Below are 15116 nucleotides of genomic sequence, written 5' to 3'. Positions count from 1 at the left end.
CCCTCAAGCATTAGTGGAGGATTTTCCTCCGCTAATCTGGTCCGCCTCGGCTACGGTGTCAAACGGAGGCCCTGGGCCCCCGACCCCTGACGACCCTGGAGGGAGACCATGCGCGCGGACGCCCTCAGGCGACGTGAGGCCCTCATCGCCGCAGCCCGCGAGCTCTTTCTGCTACACGGCGACGCGGTCGCCCTCGACGCTGTCGCCGCGCGAGCCGGTGTGGGCATCGCCACGCTCTACCGCAACTTCCCGACCCGTCAGGACCTCGCCGACGCGACCGCCTGCGCGGTCCTGGAGGACATGCAGCTCGCGGCCTCGGAGGCGAGCGCGACGTTCGCGGAGCAGCCCGACGCCACGTGGCAGACGTTCACGGACCGGCTGGTCAGGCTCCAGCTCGGATCGGTCATCCCCGCCCTGTCACACGACCCCGAGGCATCGCTGGCACCGCAGGTCGCCGCCGCCCAGCAGCGCACCGAGCAAGCCGTCGAGGCGGTGCTCGCGCAGGCCCGCGACGCCGGGCTGCTCCGCCCGGACCTCGGGGCCACCGAGTTCGTCCTCGCCGTGGCCAAGGTGGGCCAACCGGCCACCGTGCATGCCCCCGACGCGTTCCCCGGGTTCGACACCCGCCTCATGGCGATGCTGGTCGCCGGAATGCGGCCTGACGGCCGGCCGCTGCCCACGCCCACCGCCGAGGCCTGAGGCGAGCCGCAAGGCCCACCGCAGACTTCCCCGGACGGCTGCCATCGATTGAGCACGTCAGGCTCTACGCTCGCTCGCGTGCATTCACCCAGTGGCGCCAGGCGCATCGAGTCGCTCACGGGCCTCCGCATCGTCGCCGCTGTCCTCGTCTACCTGAGCCACGTGGGGGTGCCCCCAGGCGTCAACCCGCGAGCCGTGACGTTCGCGGCGGCGGGGTACAACGGCGTCACCGTGTTCTTCGTCCTCTCGGGTTTCGTGCTGGCGTGGAACTACGCCGACCGGTTCTCGACATTGACCGGGCGCGCGCTCTGGTCGTTCGCGGTGGCGCGGGTGGCGAGGATCTACCCGCTGTACCTGGTGGCGCTGCTGTGGGTCGTGGCGCCGGCGCTCGTCACGCACACACTGCCCGCGAGCACCTGGTGGCACGTCGCGGCGCTCCAGACGTGGTCGTCCGACATGTCGTTCGCGTTGGCGCTCAACGGGCCGGGCTGGTCCATCGGGGTCGAGCTTTTCCTGTACGCGTGCTTCCCCGCGCTGATGCTCGCGATCTACCGGATACGGTCGCGCCCGTCGGTGCTGCTCGGGCTGGCCGTCGTCGCGACGGCTGTGGTCATCGCCCTCGCCTGGTGGTTCGTCGCCAGTGGCCGGGATGCCCTGCCATGGGCTGACGCCGAGTCGGCGCACCGCTGGCTGTACCGGAACCCGCTCGCTCGGCTGGGCGACTTCGTCGTCGGGATCTCGGTGGCCCTGCTCGCGCGAGCGGTGCAGGTCAAGGCATGGATCGGCGCCACGGCCCAGGCCGTGGGGGCTGTGGCGTTCCTCGTGCTGATGACGTGGCCATCGTTGCTGCACACGGCCTGGTCGTGGGATGCCGCGTATCTGCTGCCTGCCGCACTCGTGATCTGGGGCCTCGCCGCGAGTCCCGAGACGCCTCTGGCCCGCCTGCTGTCGACGAAGCCCATGATCCTCGCCGGTGAGGCCTCGTTCGCGTTCTACCTGCTGCACGGGCCGCTTGTCGCCCGGCTCACCCTCGGACCGGTGGAGACGTGGCTCGGCTGGCTGTTCACCACGGGCCTCCTCTTCGCCATGATCATGTTCGCGGCTGTCGGCGCCCACCTCGTGATCGAGCGGCCCGCACAGCAGTGGATCCGCCGGACATTCGACAGAAGGCGCCCCGAGGCGATCGCGAGCCCCCCGCCAGTGGCCACGCGAGAGCCAGAGCCCGAGAAGGCGCTGGTCTAGTCATTCGGCGTTGTGGGACGGGGACGCACGGCCGCCTCGACGGCGTTCGCGACGACGGCCGGGTCGTCGTGCTCCCAGAAGCGCATGACCGTCCACCCGGCGGCGGCGAGCTGGGCGTCGGTGTCGAGGTCGCGGGCGCGGTTCCGGGCGACCTTCTCGGACCAGTAGGTGACGTGGGTGGCGGGCAGCCGATGATGCTCGGGGCAGCCGTGCCAGTAGCAGCCGTCGACGAACACCGCGATCCGCGCGCGGCTGAAGACGAGGTCGGCGGTGCGGCGCAGGCTCGGCACGGGGCGGGTGGCGACGCGATACCGCAGGCCCCGGGCGTGCACGGCGCGGCGCACGGCCAGCTCGGGGACCGTGTCGCGGGAGCGGTTGCCCTGCATGGACCTCCGGACGGCTGGGGAGCTCGCCCACGAGGCTGCGTCGGTCACGCCACCACCGTACGACGGGGCGCCGCCGGGGGACTGCGGCGCGGTGCTCCTTAGGATGGGCGCCATGTCGACGACGGACGTGCTGCCCGCTGCGAAGCCGCAGGTCCTGGAGTTCTTCGCTGGTATGGGGCTCGCGCGGCTCGGGCTGGAGGCCGCGGGGTTCCACGTCGCCTGGTCGAACGATTACGAGGCGGACAAGCGCGCGCTGTACCAGGGGCACTTCCGGGACGAGGCGGTGGCGCACACGTTCGTCTTGGGGGACATCGGCCTGGTGGCTGGCACGGACTTGCCGCGTGGAGCCGCGCTCGCGTGGGCGTCGTCGCCGTGCACGGACCTGTCATTGGCTGGCGGCAGGGCGGGGTTGGCGGGCCGCGAGTCGGGGGCGTTCTGGCAGTTCACCCGCCTGCTGGGCGAGCTCGGCGCGGACCGGCCCGGGGTGGTGGTGCTGGAGAACGTGGTGGGCCTGGCCACCTCGCATGGTGGCGCGGACCTGACGGCGGCGGTCCGGGCGTTCAACGGCCTGGGCTACTCGGTGGACATCCTGGCCCTCGACGCGCGCCGGTTCGTGCCGCAGTCACGGCCGCGGCTGTTCCTGGTGGGCGCGCAGCATCCGCCGGCGGATAGTGAGGCGCCGAGCCCGGAGCTGCGTCCCGACTGGCTGCGGCGCCCGTTCGAGGACCCGACGTTGACCACACACCAGGCGGCGCTGCCGGAGCCGCCCGCGCTGCGCAGCACCGGCCTGACCGACCTGACGGAAGACCTGCCGGCGGGCGATCCGCGCTGGTGGGACGCAGTGCGGACGCAGGCATTCCTCGACTCGTTGTCGCCGGTGCAGACGGGCCGGGTGCATGCCCTCCAGCGGGCTGCCGGGGTGAGCCGCCGGACGGCGTATCGGCGGACCCGGCAGGGCGTCGCGGTGTGGGAGGTGCGCGCCGACGACATCTCCGGGTGCCTGCGCACCGCTCGCGGCGGATCGTCCAAGCAGGCCGTCGTCGAGCTCGGAGGCGGGCGCGTGCGGGTGCGGTGGATGACGCCCCGCGAGTACGCGCGTCTCATGGGCGCCGCGGACTACGACCTGTCCGGGGCGCGAACGAACCAGGCGTTGTACGGGTTCGGCGATGCGGTGGCCGCGCCTGTCGTCGCGTGGCTCGCCACGCACTACCTGCGCCCGCTGGTGGAGGCCTCGGCGTCGAGGATGACCGCGGAGGTCGTGGGCGCCGCCCGCTGACTGTCAGGGCGTCGGCTGGGCCTGGGGCGTGTAGACGAACTCCTCGATGGTGGCGCGGGCGGAGGTGGGCCCGAGGGCGCCATCGGCGAAGACGCCCACGTGGACGCCCAGGAATCCGCCGGCCTCCTCGGTGCTGAGGAACGACCGGTCGACCTCCGCCAGGGGGAGTGTCCGCGCCTGCCCGGGGACGTCGAGCCCGAACGAGTAGGCGGCGTCGTCGCCGGTCACCTGCAGGGTCACCGGCCCGTCGGGCGCCGGCGCGCGTGCGAGCAGCTCGCTGCCGGCCGTGGTGCGGGCGATCGCTCGGACCTCGAGGGCTCCCGCGGCGTCGAGGCCGAGTGCGAGCGTGACGAACCGGTCCTGGTGCATGAACACCACGAGCCCGGCCTGCTCGTCGCCGGTGAGGCCGTCGACCCGCAACCGGCAGGTGGCGTGGAACCTCGGGTGCTGCTGGCGGCGGGCGACGAACGTCGGGGCGCCGCGGCCCTCGAGGCGTGTGGTGGAGGGGATGAGGACCAGGGCGCCGTCCTGGGGCGCCACCAGGTCCGCAACCGGGCCGCGCAGGCTGGACCAGCCCTGCAGGGCGAGGGAGGCTCCGGAGTCGAGGGCCTCGGCACGGCCCGGCGCCGCGTCGCTCTCGTCGGGCAGGAGGACTGCGCCGGCGCCTGGCGCGAACACCGGCCCCTCGGGCGACCAGTCGACGGGAACGAGGAAGGTCTCGCGCCCCAGCACATGCGTGCCCGCGACGGGCCGCACGCCCAGGACGACCGCCCACCACTGCCCGGATGGGGTGTCGACCAGGTCGGCGTGTCCGACGTTCTGGACGGGGTGCCCCGGGCCGAGATGCCGGTGGGTCAGCAGCGGGCTGCGGGGGTCGGTGGTGTACGGGCCGGTCACGGCGGCGGCCGTCGCGGCGGTGACGGCGTGGTGGCGCTCGGTGCCGCCCTCTGCGGCGAGCAGCACGTAACGGCCGTCATGCAGGTACAGGTGCGGGCCCTCCACCCACTGGCCGCTCAGGGCGCCGTGCCACAGCACATGCGTCTCGCCCACGAGCCGGAGTGCGGCGAGGTCCAGCTCCCGTATCCACAGCTCGCCTGGGCCGGTGGCCGAGGGGTCCACGGCGTCCCGCGCGGCGGTGAGCCAGCAGCGCCCGTCGTCGTCGAAGAACAGCGACGGGTCGATCCCCTCGGCGTCGAGCTCCACGGGGTCCGACCACGGGCCGGCGGGGTCCGTGGCCGTGACGACGAAGATGCTGGCGCCGGTGCGCTCGCGGGCGATGCCGGAGACCACGTAGAACACGCCGTCGTGATGGCGGATGGTCGCCGCCCAGACGCCGTCCGACATGTCCAGGCCGTGCAAGACCGCCTGCTCCGGGCGGTCGAGGACGTGGCCGATCAGCTCCCACTCGATCAGGTCCTCGCTGCGGTGCACCGGGATGCCCGGGAAGTACCCGAAGGACGACGTCACCAGGTAGTACGTCTCACCCACGCGGCACACCGACGGGTCGGGGTGGCACCCCGCGAGGACGGGATTGTCGAGGGCGCGCACGGCCTCAGGCGCCCAGCACCGTCGATCCGCGGACGGTGAGCCGACAGGGGAGCAACTCCACGCCGTGGGTGCGCTGACCCTCGATGGCCCTGGTGAGTCGTTCGGCGGCGATGCGCCCGAGCGTCTCGAAGGACATGTCGATGCTGGTGAGCTGCGGGCGGGCCCCGGTGACGAGGATCTCCCAGTTGTCGAAGGACGCGATGGCGACCTGCTCGGGGACGGCGATGCCGCGCTCGTGCAGGGTGTCGAGGGCGCCGCGGGCGATCTGGTCGCTGCCGCAGATGAGGGCGTCGAGGCCGGGCTCCTGGTCGAGGAGCCGCTGCGCGGCGGCGCGGCCCCACTGCTCGGACCAGTTGCCGAACAGCGTGTCACCGCCGACGAGGGGGAGCCCGGCGGCATGGAGCGCGGCGCGGATGCCCTCGTCGCGTGACACGGCGGCGTCGTATCCGGGGTCGCCGCCGATGTGCGCGATGCGGGTGCGGCCGGTGGCGACGAGGTGCTCGACGGCGAGGCGCCCGGCGCTGACGTTGTCGGGCACGAGCGAGCAGTCCTGCGGGTCGTCGGAGGGCGCGTAGGCGTAGACGACGGGAACGGGCAGGGCGCCGAGTGAGGGGCGGGGCTCGGTGCGGCTGCCGACCACGATGAGGCCGTCGACGCGGCGTCCGAGCAGCGCCTGCAGGTGGTACTGCTCGCGGATCGCGTCGCCGCGCGCGTCGCACAGGAACACGGACATCTTCCCGGAGCCGAAAGCGTCTTCGGCGCCCATGAGGATCGGGATGGAGAACCGGCCCTCGAGGTCGTGGGTGAGGAGCCCGACGGTGCCGGTCTGCCCGGCGATGAGGCTCTGCGCGAGCGTGTTGGGCGTGAAGGAGATGCGGTTCGCGATGTCCACCACGCGTTGCCGGGTCTCGGGGTGCACGTTGTCGCGACCGTTGAGCGCCTTGGAGGCGGTGGCCACGGAGACGCCCGCAAGCCGGGCCACGTCCTTGAGCGTCGGGTTGCGGGGTCGGCTGATGACCGGTGTGTCAGCGGCCTCGTGGGCCGCTGTGAGGGGCACGTCCACCCGTCGTCATCCCTTCGTTGGAACTGTTTGACCAGCGCTGCAGCCCGATGCTAGCGTCCCGAAAAGCATTTCGGCGAGTTTCGGAGCAGAGCGCCGAGGTGGGTCGGAGCCGATGGCGGCGCCGATGCGGGCGAGGTCAATCCAGGCTCGAGCCCTTGCGCGAACTCAAAGAGGAGATCCGTTGAACATCAAGGTTAGGAAGGGCGCACGCGCCCTCGGCGTCATCTCGGTGGTGGGCGCCCTCGCGCTCACCGGCTGCTCCAGCAGCGACTCGGGATCCGAAGGCGGGTCCTCCGCCGGCGGATCGCAGGAGCTGACCGTCTGGCACTACTTCAGCGCCGACAACCAGGTCAAGCTCATGGACGACTACGCCGACAAGTTCGAGGCCGCCCACGAGGGCGTCGAGGTCAAGAACGTCTTCGTCCCCTACGACCAGCTCAACTCCAAGCTGATCTCCGCGGCGGGCGCCAAGACCGGCCCCGACGTCGTCGTCTTCAACGGCGCCGACGCCTCGACGCTCGCCCTCGCCGGCGCCCTGGCGCCGCTCGACGAGCAGTGGGGCGCATTCGCCGACGCGGACCAGTTCCCCGACTCGGTCATCCACACCGTCGACGACTCGATCTACGCCGTGCAGGGCTACGTGAACCTGCTGGGCCTCTGGTACAACGCCGACATCCTCGCCGAGATCGGCGTCGAGGCCCCCACCACGATCGACGACCTCGAGGCCGCCATGGCCGCCGCGAAGGACGCCGGCAAGGGCGGCATCACGCTCTCGGGGCTGCCGCAGTCGCAGGGCGAGTGGCAGGCGTACCCGTGGCTCACGAGCCAGGGCTTCGACTACACCGACCCGCAGGCCGCCGACCTCGAGTCCGGCTTCTCCATGGTGCGTGACTGGGTCGACAACGGCTGGCTCTCGCAGGAGTCCGTGACCTGGGACCAGACGGTGCCGTTCCAGCAGTTCACCGGCGGCAACTACGCGTTCGCCGCGAACGGCAACTGGCAGATGGGCGCCGCGGAGGCCGACGCGAGCTTCGAGTACGGCGTGGTGCCGCTGCCCGTGGGCGACTCGGGCAAGGTCTACCTGGGCGGTGAGGGCGAGGGCATCGGCGCGCACGCGAAGAACCCCGAGCTCGCCTGGCAGTACCTGCAGGAGACCTACCTCGACGCCGAGGGCCAGCTCCTCGCCGTGAGCAACGTCGGCAGCCTCCCGGCCCGCGCCGACGCCTCCGCCGACGAGGCCGTCACCGGCAACCCGCTGCTCAAGCCGTTCGCCGACTCGCTGTCCAGCGCCGGCGCGAACTACCCCGACAGCATCGTCCCCGCCGCGAGCGTGGCAGACCTGCAGATCACCGTGGGCCAGGCGTGGAGCGCCGCGATCGGCGGCCAGCAGGACCCGGCGAAGGCCGCCGAGAGCGTGATGGCCGCACTGCCGTCGCTGCTCAAGAAGTAACGACCCGCCGAGACTGAGGGGCGCTGGCACCGATGGCACTGACCATGGACGAACAACCGACCAGGAAGGCGTCATCGGCGCCAGCGCTCAGGCGCGACAAGAACCGGGGGCGCAACCGGCTGTACTTCATCGCGCCCGCGGCGATCTTCCTCGCCGCATTCTCGTTCTACCCCTTGCTGCAGCTCGTGCGGATGAGCGTCAGCAAGGTCACCTCGATCACGCTGAACTCGTCGTGGGCGTTCACCGGGCTCGAGAACCTCCGCAAGGGCCTCGAGGGCGAGATGCCCGACGCGCTCGGGCGCACCGCGATCTTCGTGGTCGTGGTCACGGTGCTCGGCCTCGTCGGCGGCCTCGCCGCGGCGATCGCGCTGCGCGGCACGGGCAAGTGGTCGACGGTGCTGCTGGCCCTCATGGTGTTCGTCTGGGCGCTGCCGCCCGTCGTCAACGGCAGCGTCTGGAAGTTCCTGCTCGGCGACGCGGGCCTGTTCAACACCGTGATCACCGGCTTGGGGATGGACACCATCCCGTTCTTGTACGACCAGAGCTGGGCGCTGATGTCCGTCGCCTTCGTGAACTCCTGGGCCGTCATCCCGTTCAACGCCCTGGTGTTCCGGGCCGCGATCCTCACCATCCCCACCGAGGTGTTCGAGGCCGCGCAGCTCGACGGGGCCAGGCCGTGGCAGGAGATCAAGCACATCATGATGCCCGCCGCCCGGCCCACACTGCTCGTCCTCACCGTGCTGACGGTCGTCTACGCGTTCCGCAGCTTTGACTTCATCTACGTCATGACCTACGGCGGGCCCGGGACGGCGACCAACACGCTGCCGTTCCTCGGCTACATCCAAGCCTTCGTCCGGTACGACTTCGGCCTCGGCGCCGCGACCTCCGTCGTGACCGTGCTGCTCGTGCTCGTCATGGCCTTCATCTACGCCCGCAGCATCCGCCGAGAGGAGTCGGAGTCGTGAACAAGAAGGCCGGCCCGGTCAACATCGCAGTCCGCCTGCTGCTGACCCTCATGTACGGGGTGCCGCTCCTGTGGATCGTGCTCACCTCCTTCAAGACCTCCGCTGACGTCTTCTCGACCGAGAGCGCCTGGTTCTTCCGCCCGACCACCGCCGCCTACGTCAACGCGTTCGACGGCGACCTGATGCTCGCGATGAAGCAGTCCGTGATCATCGCGACCAGCACCACGGCTCTGGTGCTGCTGGTGGCCATCCCGGCGGCGTACGGGCTCGCCCGGCTCGGCGGCTGGTTCACGACCATCGCGCTGGGCCTGTTGATCGTGCTGCAGATGGTGCCGCAGACGGCCTCGGTCATCCCGATGTTCCAGGTCTTCAGCAACTGGGGCATGCTCGACCAGACCCTCGCGGTCATCCTCGCGGACACCGCGCTGCTCATCCCGTTCGCGGTGCTGCTGCTGCGGCCGTTCTTCCGCGGGGTCCCGATCGCGCTCGAGGAGGCCGCCTCGATCGACGGAGCCTCGATCCCGCGCGCGTTCCTGTCGATCGTGCTGCCCATCGCCCGCAACGGCGTCGCGACCACCGGCACGCTGGTGTTCCTGCTCTCGTGGGGCGAGTTCCTCTACTCGGTGAACTTCTTCCTCACGCCGGGCAAGTACCCGCTCAGCGCGCTGCTCGCCCAGCAGGTCTCCGCGTTCGGCATCGACTGGCCCGGCCTGATGGCGCTGGCCGTCATCACCTCGGTGCCGATCCTCATCGTGTTCATGAGCACGTACAAGCAGCTGCGCGACGGCCTGACCGTCGGCGCCGTCAAGTAGCCGCGCCCCCTTCCTCGCACTCGTCACACCCTCCACCCGGAAGCTGGTTCCCCCATGCCTCTCTCGGCTCGCTCCACCCTGCCCTCACTCGCCCGCGGCCTCGTCCCCGAGGTCGCCGACCGGCCTGACCGCGGCCTGCCCATCGCCCCGTCCCAGGGCGTGCTGCAGCCCCTCGGGATCGGCGAGGCGCGGATCGACGGCGGCTTCTGGGGCGAGCGCCAGCAGCTCAACGCGACGGCGATCATCGAGCACTGCGAGGCGTGGGTCGACCAGATGGGCTGGACGGGCAACTTCGACGCTGCCGTCGAGGGGCGGCTGCCGCAGGACCGTCGCGGCCGCGAGTTCGCCGACTCCGACGTGTACAAGCTGATCGAGGCCATGGCCTGGGAGATCGGCCGCACGGGCGACGCCGATATGGACCGCCGCCTGCGTGCCCTCGTCGAGCGCATCGCCCGGGTGCAGGAGCCCGACGGGTACCTCCACACCCACTACGGGCGGCCCGGCCAAGGCGACCGCTACTCCGACCTGCAGTGGGGCCACGAGCTGTACTGCTTCGGGCACCTGATCCAGGCGGGCGTGGCGCGCGGCCGCACCACCGGCCACGATCTGCTCGTGGAGATCGCGGTGCGCGCCGCCGACCACGTGTGCGACGTGTTCGGCCCGGGCGGCATCGACAACGTCTGCGGGCACCCCGAGATCGAGGTGGCCCTCGCTGAGCTGGGCCGGTACACCGGTGAGCAGAAGTACCTGGACCAGTCCGCGTTGTTCGTCGAGCGTCGCGGGCACGGGCGGCTGGGCGACATCGAGTTCGGCCGCAGCTACTTCCAGGACGACGTGCCGGTGCGTGAGACACGGATCATGGCAGGCCACTCGGTGCGGGCCCTGTACCTGGCGGCCGGCGCCGTGGACATCGCCGTCGAGGCCGACGACGCCGAGCTGCTCGAGGCGGTCCGCCTGCAGACCCGGGCCACGCTCGCCCGCCGCACCTACCTGACCGGCGGCATGGGCGCCCACCACGAGGGCGAGTCCTTCGGGCTCGACCACGAGCTGCCGCCGGACCGCGCCTACTCCGAGACCTGCGCGGGCGTCGCGTCCGTCATGGTCAACCAGCGGCTGCTGCTCGCCACCGGCGACGTGCTGCACGCGGACGCCGTCGAGCGGGCGCTGTACAACGTGGTCGCCGCGTCGCCCGCCGCCGACGGCCGCGCGTTCTTCTACACGAACACGCTGCACCAGCGCGTGCCCGGAAGCGTCCCGGACGCCGCCGAGGCCAGCCCGCGCGCGTCGTCGAGCCTGCGCGCCCCCTGGTTCGAGGTGTCCTGCTGCCCGACGAACGTGGCCCGCACCCTCGCGTCGCTGGGCTCCTACCTGGCGACGACTGACGCGTCCGGGCTGCAGGTCCACCAATACGCCCCCGCCGAGATCCGGGCCGCGCTGCCCAGTGCCACGCAGCCGGGCGGCCGCGAGGCGGCGGTCAAGGTCGAGACGGCCTACCCGTCGGACGGCGACATCCGCGTCACCGTGCTCGAGCCGGCCACACTGGGCGGCGCCGACGAGCCGTGGACCCTGAGCCTGCGCGCCCCGTCCTGGGCCGAGGGCGCGACGCTCACCGTGGATGGCGCGACCGAGCCGGTGGCGCCCGGGTACGCGCACGTCACTCGTGCGTTCGCCCCTGGTGACGTGGTCGAGCTGCGCCTGCCGGTGGTGGCGCGGTGGACGTGGGCCGACCCCCGTGTCGACGCGGTGCGCGGATCCGTCGCCGTGGAGCGCGGGCCGATCGTGATGGCACTGGAGTCGGTGGACCTGGACCCGGAGGGCCGAGACGCCTCGGTCAACACCGCGCGGGTCGTGGTCGACGGTGCTCCTGTGGAGCGCGATGGCGAGGTGCTGGTCCCCGTGGCGCCCGCGCAGGTCGAGGACGCGTCCTGGCCGTACGCCGACAGGGCGCCGGCGCCCACGGCTGAGCCGGCGCGCCTGACGCCGCTGGTGCCGTATCACGCCTGGGCCAACCGCGGCCCGTCGACGATGCGGGTGTGGTTGCCCGTCGCTTGAGCCCCGGGCTCGTCGAGCCCGAGGTCGTCATCGAGTCCCGTGCCCAGCCGCCTCGGCGCTGGGTGCGGGACTCGGTCAGTCCTCCAGGCGCTCGATCTTGGGGCTGTTGAGCGCGACGCGGCGGCGCTCGCCGTGCCCGAAGTCGACGATGACGGCTGCGTCGCCATCAAGCGCGATGACACGGCCGAGGCCGTGCCGCTCATGCGAGACCCGCGTGCCGACTGGCAGCGGGACGATCTTGGCGAGCGCCGCCTCGCGGGCGGCATTGAAGGGACTGTTCGGCAGATGGCGGGGTTTCCCGGCGGGTCGGTAGGGCATCTCCACGATCTTCCACTATCTCTGGGCATGTTGTGGACGGACGTCCGGCACTGGACATCTCTGGCGCCGGTGTGCATAGGCGTGTGTGACCCGGATCGAGGCCCATGAGCGCGTGTCATCTGTGGGCTGGCGGGGCAGGATGGGAGGTGGCGCCGACGCGGACGTCCGGCTCGCGAGGCGCATCGGACACGTGGTGAGCACAGGGGGAGCGCGATGAAGGCAACCGTGGGAGATCGCATCATGAGCAGCTCCGGGGTCGTGGGCGGACATGTCCGCGAGGGCCTCGTGGTGGAGCTCCGGCACGCCGACGGGACACCGCCCTTCGTCGTGCAGTGGGACGACTCGGGGGAGCGCACGCTCGTGTTCCCGGGGCCGGACACCACGCTGCGCACCGCCGACGGGCACGTCGCGCCCGGGCCCGTCTGACCAGCCCAGGCGCGCCGCCGGGCGGCGTCCTGGCGCCATCACGCGGGAACGCCGCCCGGCGTCCGCCAGCGGTGCGCGGCGTCGAGCAGGATCCGGTTGAACGCCGTCGGCGCATGGGTGTTCACGTCGTGGCCCGCGCCGGGCACCACCGTCAGCCGTGCGCTGGGCAGCACCGAGAGGTAGCGCCGCTCGTCTATCCGCAGCGGATCGCGTATGCCGTTCACCAGCCACACGGGGAGCCGCAGGACGCGCAGGTGCGCCAGCGACGAGTAGCCCTTGAGCGCGCCGAGCATGTCGTTCACGACATGCCAGTCGTCCCCGCCCAGGCCGAACGCCCGGGACATGTGGTGTGTCACCCGGCGGTACGCCCCGATCGGCTTGCCGCGGAGCTCGGCCGAGCAGCCCGCCAGCACCACGCCCCCGAGCCGGCCCTGGTGGCGCGCGGCGTAGGCGAGTGACGCGTAGCCGCCCATGGACAGCCCCACCAGCAACGGTGGCGTGGGGCAGGCGCTGACCGCGTCGTCGATGGTGTCGAGGGCGGCGTCGAACGTGAAGCGCTCCCGGCCGCGGGAGCCATGGCCGGGCAGGTCCACGGCATGGGCACGGTGGCCGGACCGGGTCACCGCGGTGACCTGGCGGTCCCAGATCGCCGAGGACGTGCGCATGCCATGCACGAACACGAGCGAGGCGGTGATGGGTGACTCCTCTTCGGGTCGCCCGCGGCGTGGGCCGACGGGAACGGCTTCTGCACTGACATTCGGAGGGTAATCCGCCCGGCTGTGCGCGGCTCTCAGGGTCAGGCTCCCTGGCGCCCGGCGGCGGACGCGGCGCCCAGCCAGGTGTGCGGGTTGCGGTCCCAGCACCAGCCGAGCTTCGCGCGGCGCTCGCTGATCCACACCGCGGGCACCCGCTGGTTGCCCGCACGCGAGCCCATCAGCGAATAGCACTTGTTCGGGCGCAGCATGTCGGGCCGCACGACGGTCAGCGCGATGCCCTCCGGGATGGTCAGCGGGGTCCGGCCCCGGCCGCGCACCGTGACCAGCGCGGTCTCGGGCGGCGTCCCGCAGAACTCCGAGCCGGTGTCGATGCCGTGCAGCAGCCACACCGGGCTGGCGGGCTGCTCGACGCCCTCGATGGGGCGGTACGTCGCGAGCTCCTCGCGGTCGATCACACTGACGCCGCGCTGGCGGCCTCGGCGCATCGCGGGCACCGCGTCGTTCAGGTCGCGGCCGTGCGCCGCGAACGCGTCCGGGCTCAGCACCAGCACGAACGGCACGTAGTCGTCGCCCGCGGGAGGAGCCGGAAGGGCCGCCACGACGGGGCGCAAGGGCTCGGTGACGGCGCGCAGTCCCGCGGCGTCGAGGCCGAGCAGGTCGGCCACGCCCAACTCCGCATACGCCTGGATCTGACGGTCGAGCTCCGCCTGCGGGTCAGCGGCGGGGTCGTAGGCCGTGGCGGCGGGGGACGCCTCGGCGCTGACGGTGGGCAGCAGTGGGTCGACAGACGTGATCACTGTGGGCATGCGAGCGGAACGCTCCCGAGGACCCGGGTTCTTCCCGGGCCGGCCCGTCGCCCACGCGGAGGGGACGACGGAGCCGGCCCGTCAGCTCAGGGCGTGATCAGCCCCAGAGGCGCTGCGAGGCGATCTCCGAGCCCTGCACCAGCGACTCGAGCTTCGCCCACGCGATCTGCGGGTGCACCCGGCCGCCGAGCCCGCAGTCGGTGGCGGCGATGACGTTCTCGCGGCCGACGCGGGTGGCGAACCGCTCAATGCGGTCCGCGACGAGCTCCGGGTGCTCGACGACGTTCGTGGAGTGGCTCACCACGCCGGGCAGGATGAGCTTGCCGTCGGGCAGCTTCACGTCGTCCCAGACGCGCCACTCGTGCTCGTGGCGCACGTTGGCGGCCTCGAAGGAGTACGCGCCGGCGTTGACCTCGAGCATCGTCGAGACGATGTCCTTCATCGGCAGGTCCGTGGTGTGCGGGCCGTGCCACGAGCCCCAGCACAGGTGGTAGCGGATCTGGTCCTCCGGCAGCCCGCGCAGCGCGTGGTTCAGCGCCTCGACCCGGACCCGCGTGAACGCCAGGTAGTCCTCGAGGCTGGGCTCGGGGCTGATCTGGTCCCAGCTCTCCGCGATCGACGGGTCGTCGATCTGCAGCACCAGGCCGGCCTCGATGATCGCCACATACTCCTCGCGCAGCGCGTCGGCGCACGCCCAGACGAACTCCTCGTCGGTGGCGTAGTGCTCATTCGCGATGCGGGCGGCGCTGCCGGGCGCGATCGACGTGATGAAGCCCTCGGTGACGCCCGTCGCGTCGAGCGCCGAGCGCAGGTTCGCGACGTCGGAGGCAATGGCGGCCTGGCCCGTGTACGTCAGCGGCCCGGTGCACTTCGGGAACGGCTTGGGGCCCTCGGCGGCGAAGATGCCGCTCGCCGGGTCCGTGTACGCCTCGCGGAACCGCACCTGGTCGCGGCGGTTGCCGAAGCCGGTGAGGCGGATGTCGCCGGGCATCGACGTGTGGTCGGCGGTGGCCCAGGCCATCGCGGTGTCGAGCTCCAGGCCGCCCAGCCGCTGGAACGAGTAGGACCACCAGGCGCCGTAGTCCACGGCCGAGCTCATCGCCTTGCCGAACTCCCCGTCGCCGGGGACGGAGATGCCCAGGTCGCGCTGGCGGCGCACCAGGTCGAGGACCGCGTCGGAGAGCAGGGCGTCATAGCCCTCGGCGGTCCCGCCGGCCTCACGGGCGGCGTTCGCGGCCAGCAGCTCGGGCGTCCGGGGAAGGCTGCCGGCGTGCGTGGTCTGGATGCGGTCAGTGCTGTGGATCATGGGGCGCCTCGAGTCATGCTGGGATGGGTGGCGCCATCGTGGCACAGCCGG

At 72.0% G+C, this 15116-nt stretch carries 15 protein-coding genes; 8 read left to right on the top strand and 7 right to left on the bottom strand.

Annotation, left to right across the window (positions count from 1 at the left end):
* The first annotated feature begins 108 nt into the window (after positions 1 to 108).
* Together BN3788_RS11185 and BN3788_RS11180 are read left to right on the top strand one after the other, a co-directional pair.
* Positions 109 to 699, top strand: coding sequence for a TetR/AcrR family transcriptional regulator (locus tag BN3788_RS11185; protein WP_066585849.1), 591 nt, complete (start codon positions 109 to 111; stop codon positions 697 to 699).
* 78 nt (positions 700 to 777) lie between these two features.
* Positions 778 to 1941, top strand: a complete 1164-nt coding sequence (locus tag BN3788_RS11180) for an acyltransferase family protein (protein WP_066585847.1) — start codon at positions 778 to 780, stop codon at positions 1939 to 1941.
* Here the strand turns inward: BN3788_RS11180 and BN3788_RS11175 are convergent.
* Entirely contained in the window at positions 1938 to 2375 is a 438-nt protein-coding gene (locus BN3788_RS11175) for a very short patch repair endonuclease (RefSeq protein WP_261797913.1), read from the bottom strand. The two genes, BN3788_RS11180 and BN3788_RS11175, sit on opposite strands and share 4 nt — an antisense overlap.
* A 64-nt stretch (positions 2376 to 2439) precedes the next feature.
* On the opposite strand from BN3788_RS11175, the gene BN3788_RS11170 reads away from it, so the two are divergent.
* Positions 2440 to 3603 carry a DNA cytosine methyltransferase gene (locus tag BN3788_RS11170; protein ID WP_066587125.1) on the top strand — a complete coding sequence of 388 codons (1164 nt, stop codon included), beginning with the start codon at positions 2440 to 2442 and terminating at the stop codon, positions 3601 to 3603.
* Positions 3604 to 3606: 3 nt separating this feature from the next.
* Here BN3788_RS11170 and BN3788_RS11165 read toward each other — a convergent pair whose 3' ends face one another.
* Positions 3607 to 5151 (bottom strand): glycoside hydrolase family 43 protein, encoded by a 1545-nt coding sequence (locus BN3788_RS11165; RefSeq protein WP_066585843.1) that lies wholly within the window; start codon positions 5149 to 5151, stop codon positions 3607 to 3609.
* 4 nt (positions 5152 to 5155) lie between these two features.
* Positions 5156 to 6208: a LacI family DNA-binding transcriptional regulator gene (locus tag BN3788_RS11160; RefSeq protein WP_390620125.1), complete on the bottom strand. Its 1053-nt coding sequence runs from the start codon at positions 6206 to 6208 to the stop codon at positions 5156 to 5158.
* A gap of 187 nt (positions 6209 to 6395) precedes the next feature.
* On the opposite strand from BN3788_RS11160, the gene BN3788_RS11155 reads away from it, so the two are divergent.
* From BN3788_RS11155 to BN3788_RS11140, 4 genes are read left to right on the top strand one after another with little or no spacing between them, the layout of a single operon-like run.
* Positions 6396 to 7664: a sugar ABC transporter substrate-binding protein gene (locus BN3788_RS11155; protein ID WP_066585840.1), complete on the top strand. Its 1269-nt coding sequence runs from the start codon at positions 6396 to 6398 to the stop codon at positions 7662 to 7664.
* A 44-nt stretch (positions 7665 to 7708) separates the two neighbouring features.
* Positions 7709 to 8629 (top strand): carbohydrate ABC transporter permease, encoded by a 921-nt coding sequence (locus BN3788_RS11150; RefSeq protein ID WP_159066888.1) that lies wholly within the window; start codon positions 7709 to 7711, stop codon positions 8627 to 8629.
* Positions 8626 to 9441, top strand: coding sequence for a carbohydrate ABC transporter permease (locus tag BN3788_RS11145; protein WP_066585835.1), 816 nt, complete (start codon positions 8626 to 8628; stop codon positions 9439 to 9441). The genes BN3788_RS11150 and BN3788_RS11145 overlap by 4 nt, the downstream gene beginning before the upstream one ends.
* A 54-nt stretch (positions 9442 to 9495) precedes the next feature.
* A complete protein-coding gene (locus tag BN3788_RS11140; RefSeq protein WP_082812813.1) occupies positions 9496 to 11493 on the top strand; it encodes a glycoside hydrolase family 127 protein in 1998 nt (665 codons plus the stop codon).
* 75 nt (positions 11494 to 11568) lie between these two features.
* Here BN3788_RS11140 and BN3788_RS11135 read toward each other — a convergent pair whose 3' ends face one another.
* A complete protein-coding gene (locus BN3788_RS11135) occupies positions 11569 to 11817 on the bottom strand; it encodes a hypothetical protein (RefSeq protein WP_222705424.1) in 249 nt (82 codons plus the stop codon).
* A gap of 207 nt (positions 11818 to 12024) precedes the next feature.
* Here BN3788_RS11135 and BN3788_RS11130 point away from each other — a divergent pair, with 207 nt between their 5' ends.
* Positions 12025 to 12237: a DUF1918 domain-containing protein gene (locus BN3788_RS11130; RefSeq protein ID WP_066585832.1), complete on the top strand. Its 213-nt coding sequence runs from the start codon at positions 12025 to 12027 to the stop codon at positions 12235 to 12237.
* A gap of 38 nt (positions 12238 to 12275) precedes the next feature.
* On the opposite strand, the gene BN3788_RS11125 is transcribed toward BN3788_RS11130, so the two are convergent.
* The 3 genes from BN3788_RS11125 to BN3788_RS11115 form a co-directional block, all read right to left on the bottom strand.
* Positions 12276 to 12902 (bottom strand): alpha/beta fold hydrolase, encoded by a 627-nt coding sequence (locus BN3788_RS11125; RefSeq protein ID WP_199824765.1) that lies wholly within the window; start codon positions 12900 to 12902, stop codon positions 12276 to 12278.
* 131 nt (positions 12903 to 13033) lie between these two features.
* The gene (locus BN3788_RS19520; protein ID WP_066585826.1) at positions 13034 to 13759 is read right to left on the bottom strand and encodes a DUF5701 family protein; all 726 of its coding nucleotides are present in this window, start codon (positions 13757 to 13759) and stop codon (positions 13034 to 13036) included.
* Between the two features lie 97 nt (positions 13760 to 13856).
* Positions 13857 to 15065 (bottom strand): cobalamin-independent methionine synthase II family protein, encoded by a 1209-nt coding sequence (locus BN3788_RS11115; protein WP_066585823.1) that lies wholly within the window; start codon positions 15063 to 15065, stop codon positions 13857 to 13859.
* Positions 15066 to 15116 lie beyond the last annotated feature (51 nt).

Source organism: Cellulomonas timonensis, assembly GCF_900046455.1.
GTDB classification, from domain to species: Bacteria; Actinomycetota; Actinomycetes; order Actinomycetales; family Cellulomonadaceae; genus Cellulomonas_A; species Cellulomonas_A timonensis.
Note: the sequence above shows the minus strand (reverse complement) of the source record. Positions and strands in the feature narration are given on the sequence as shown.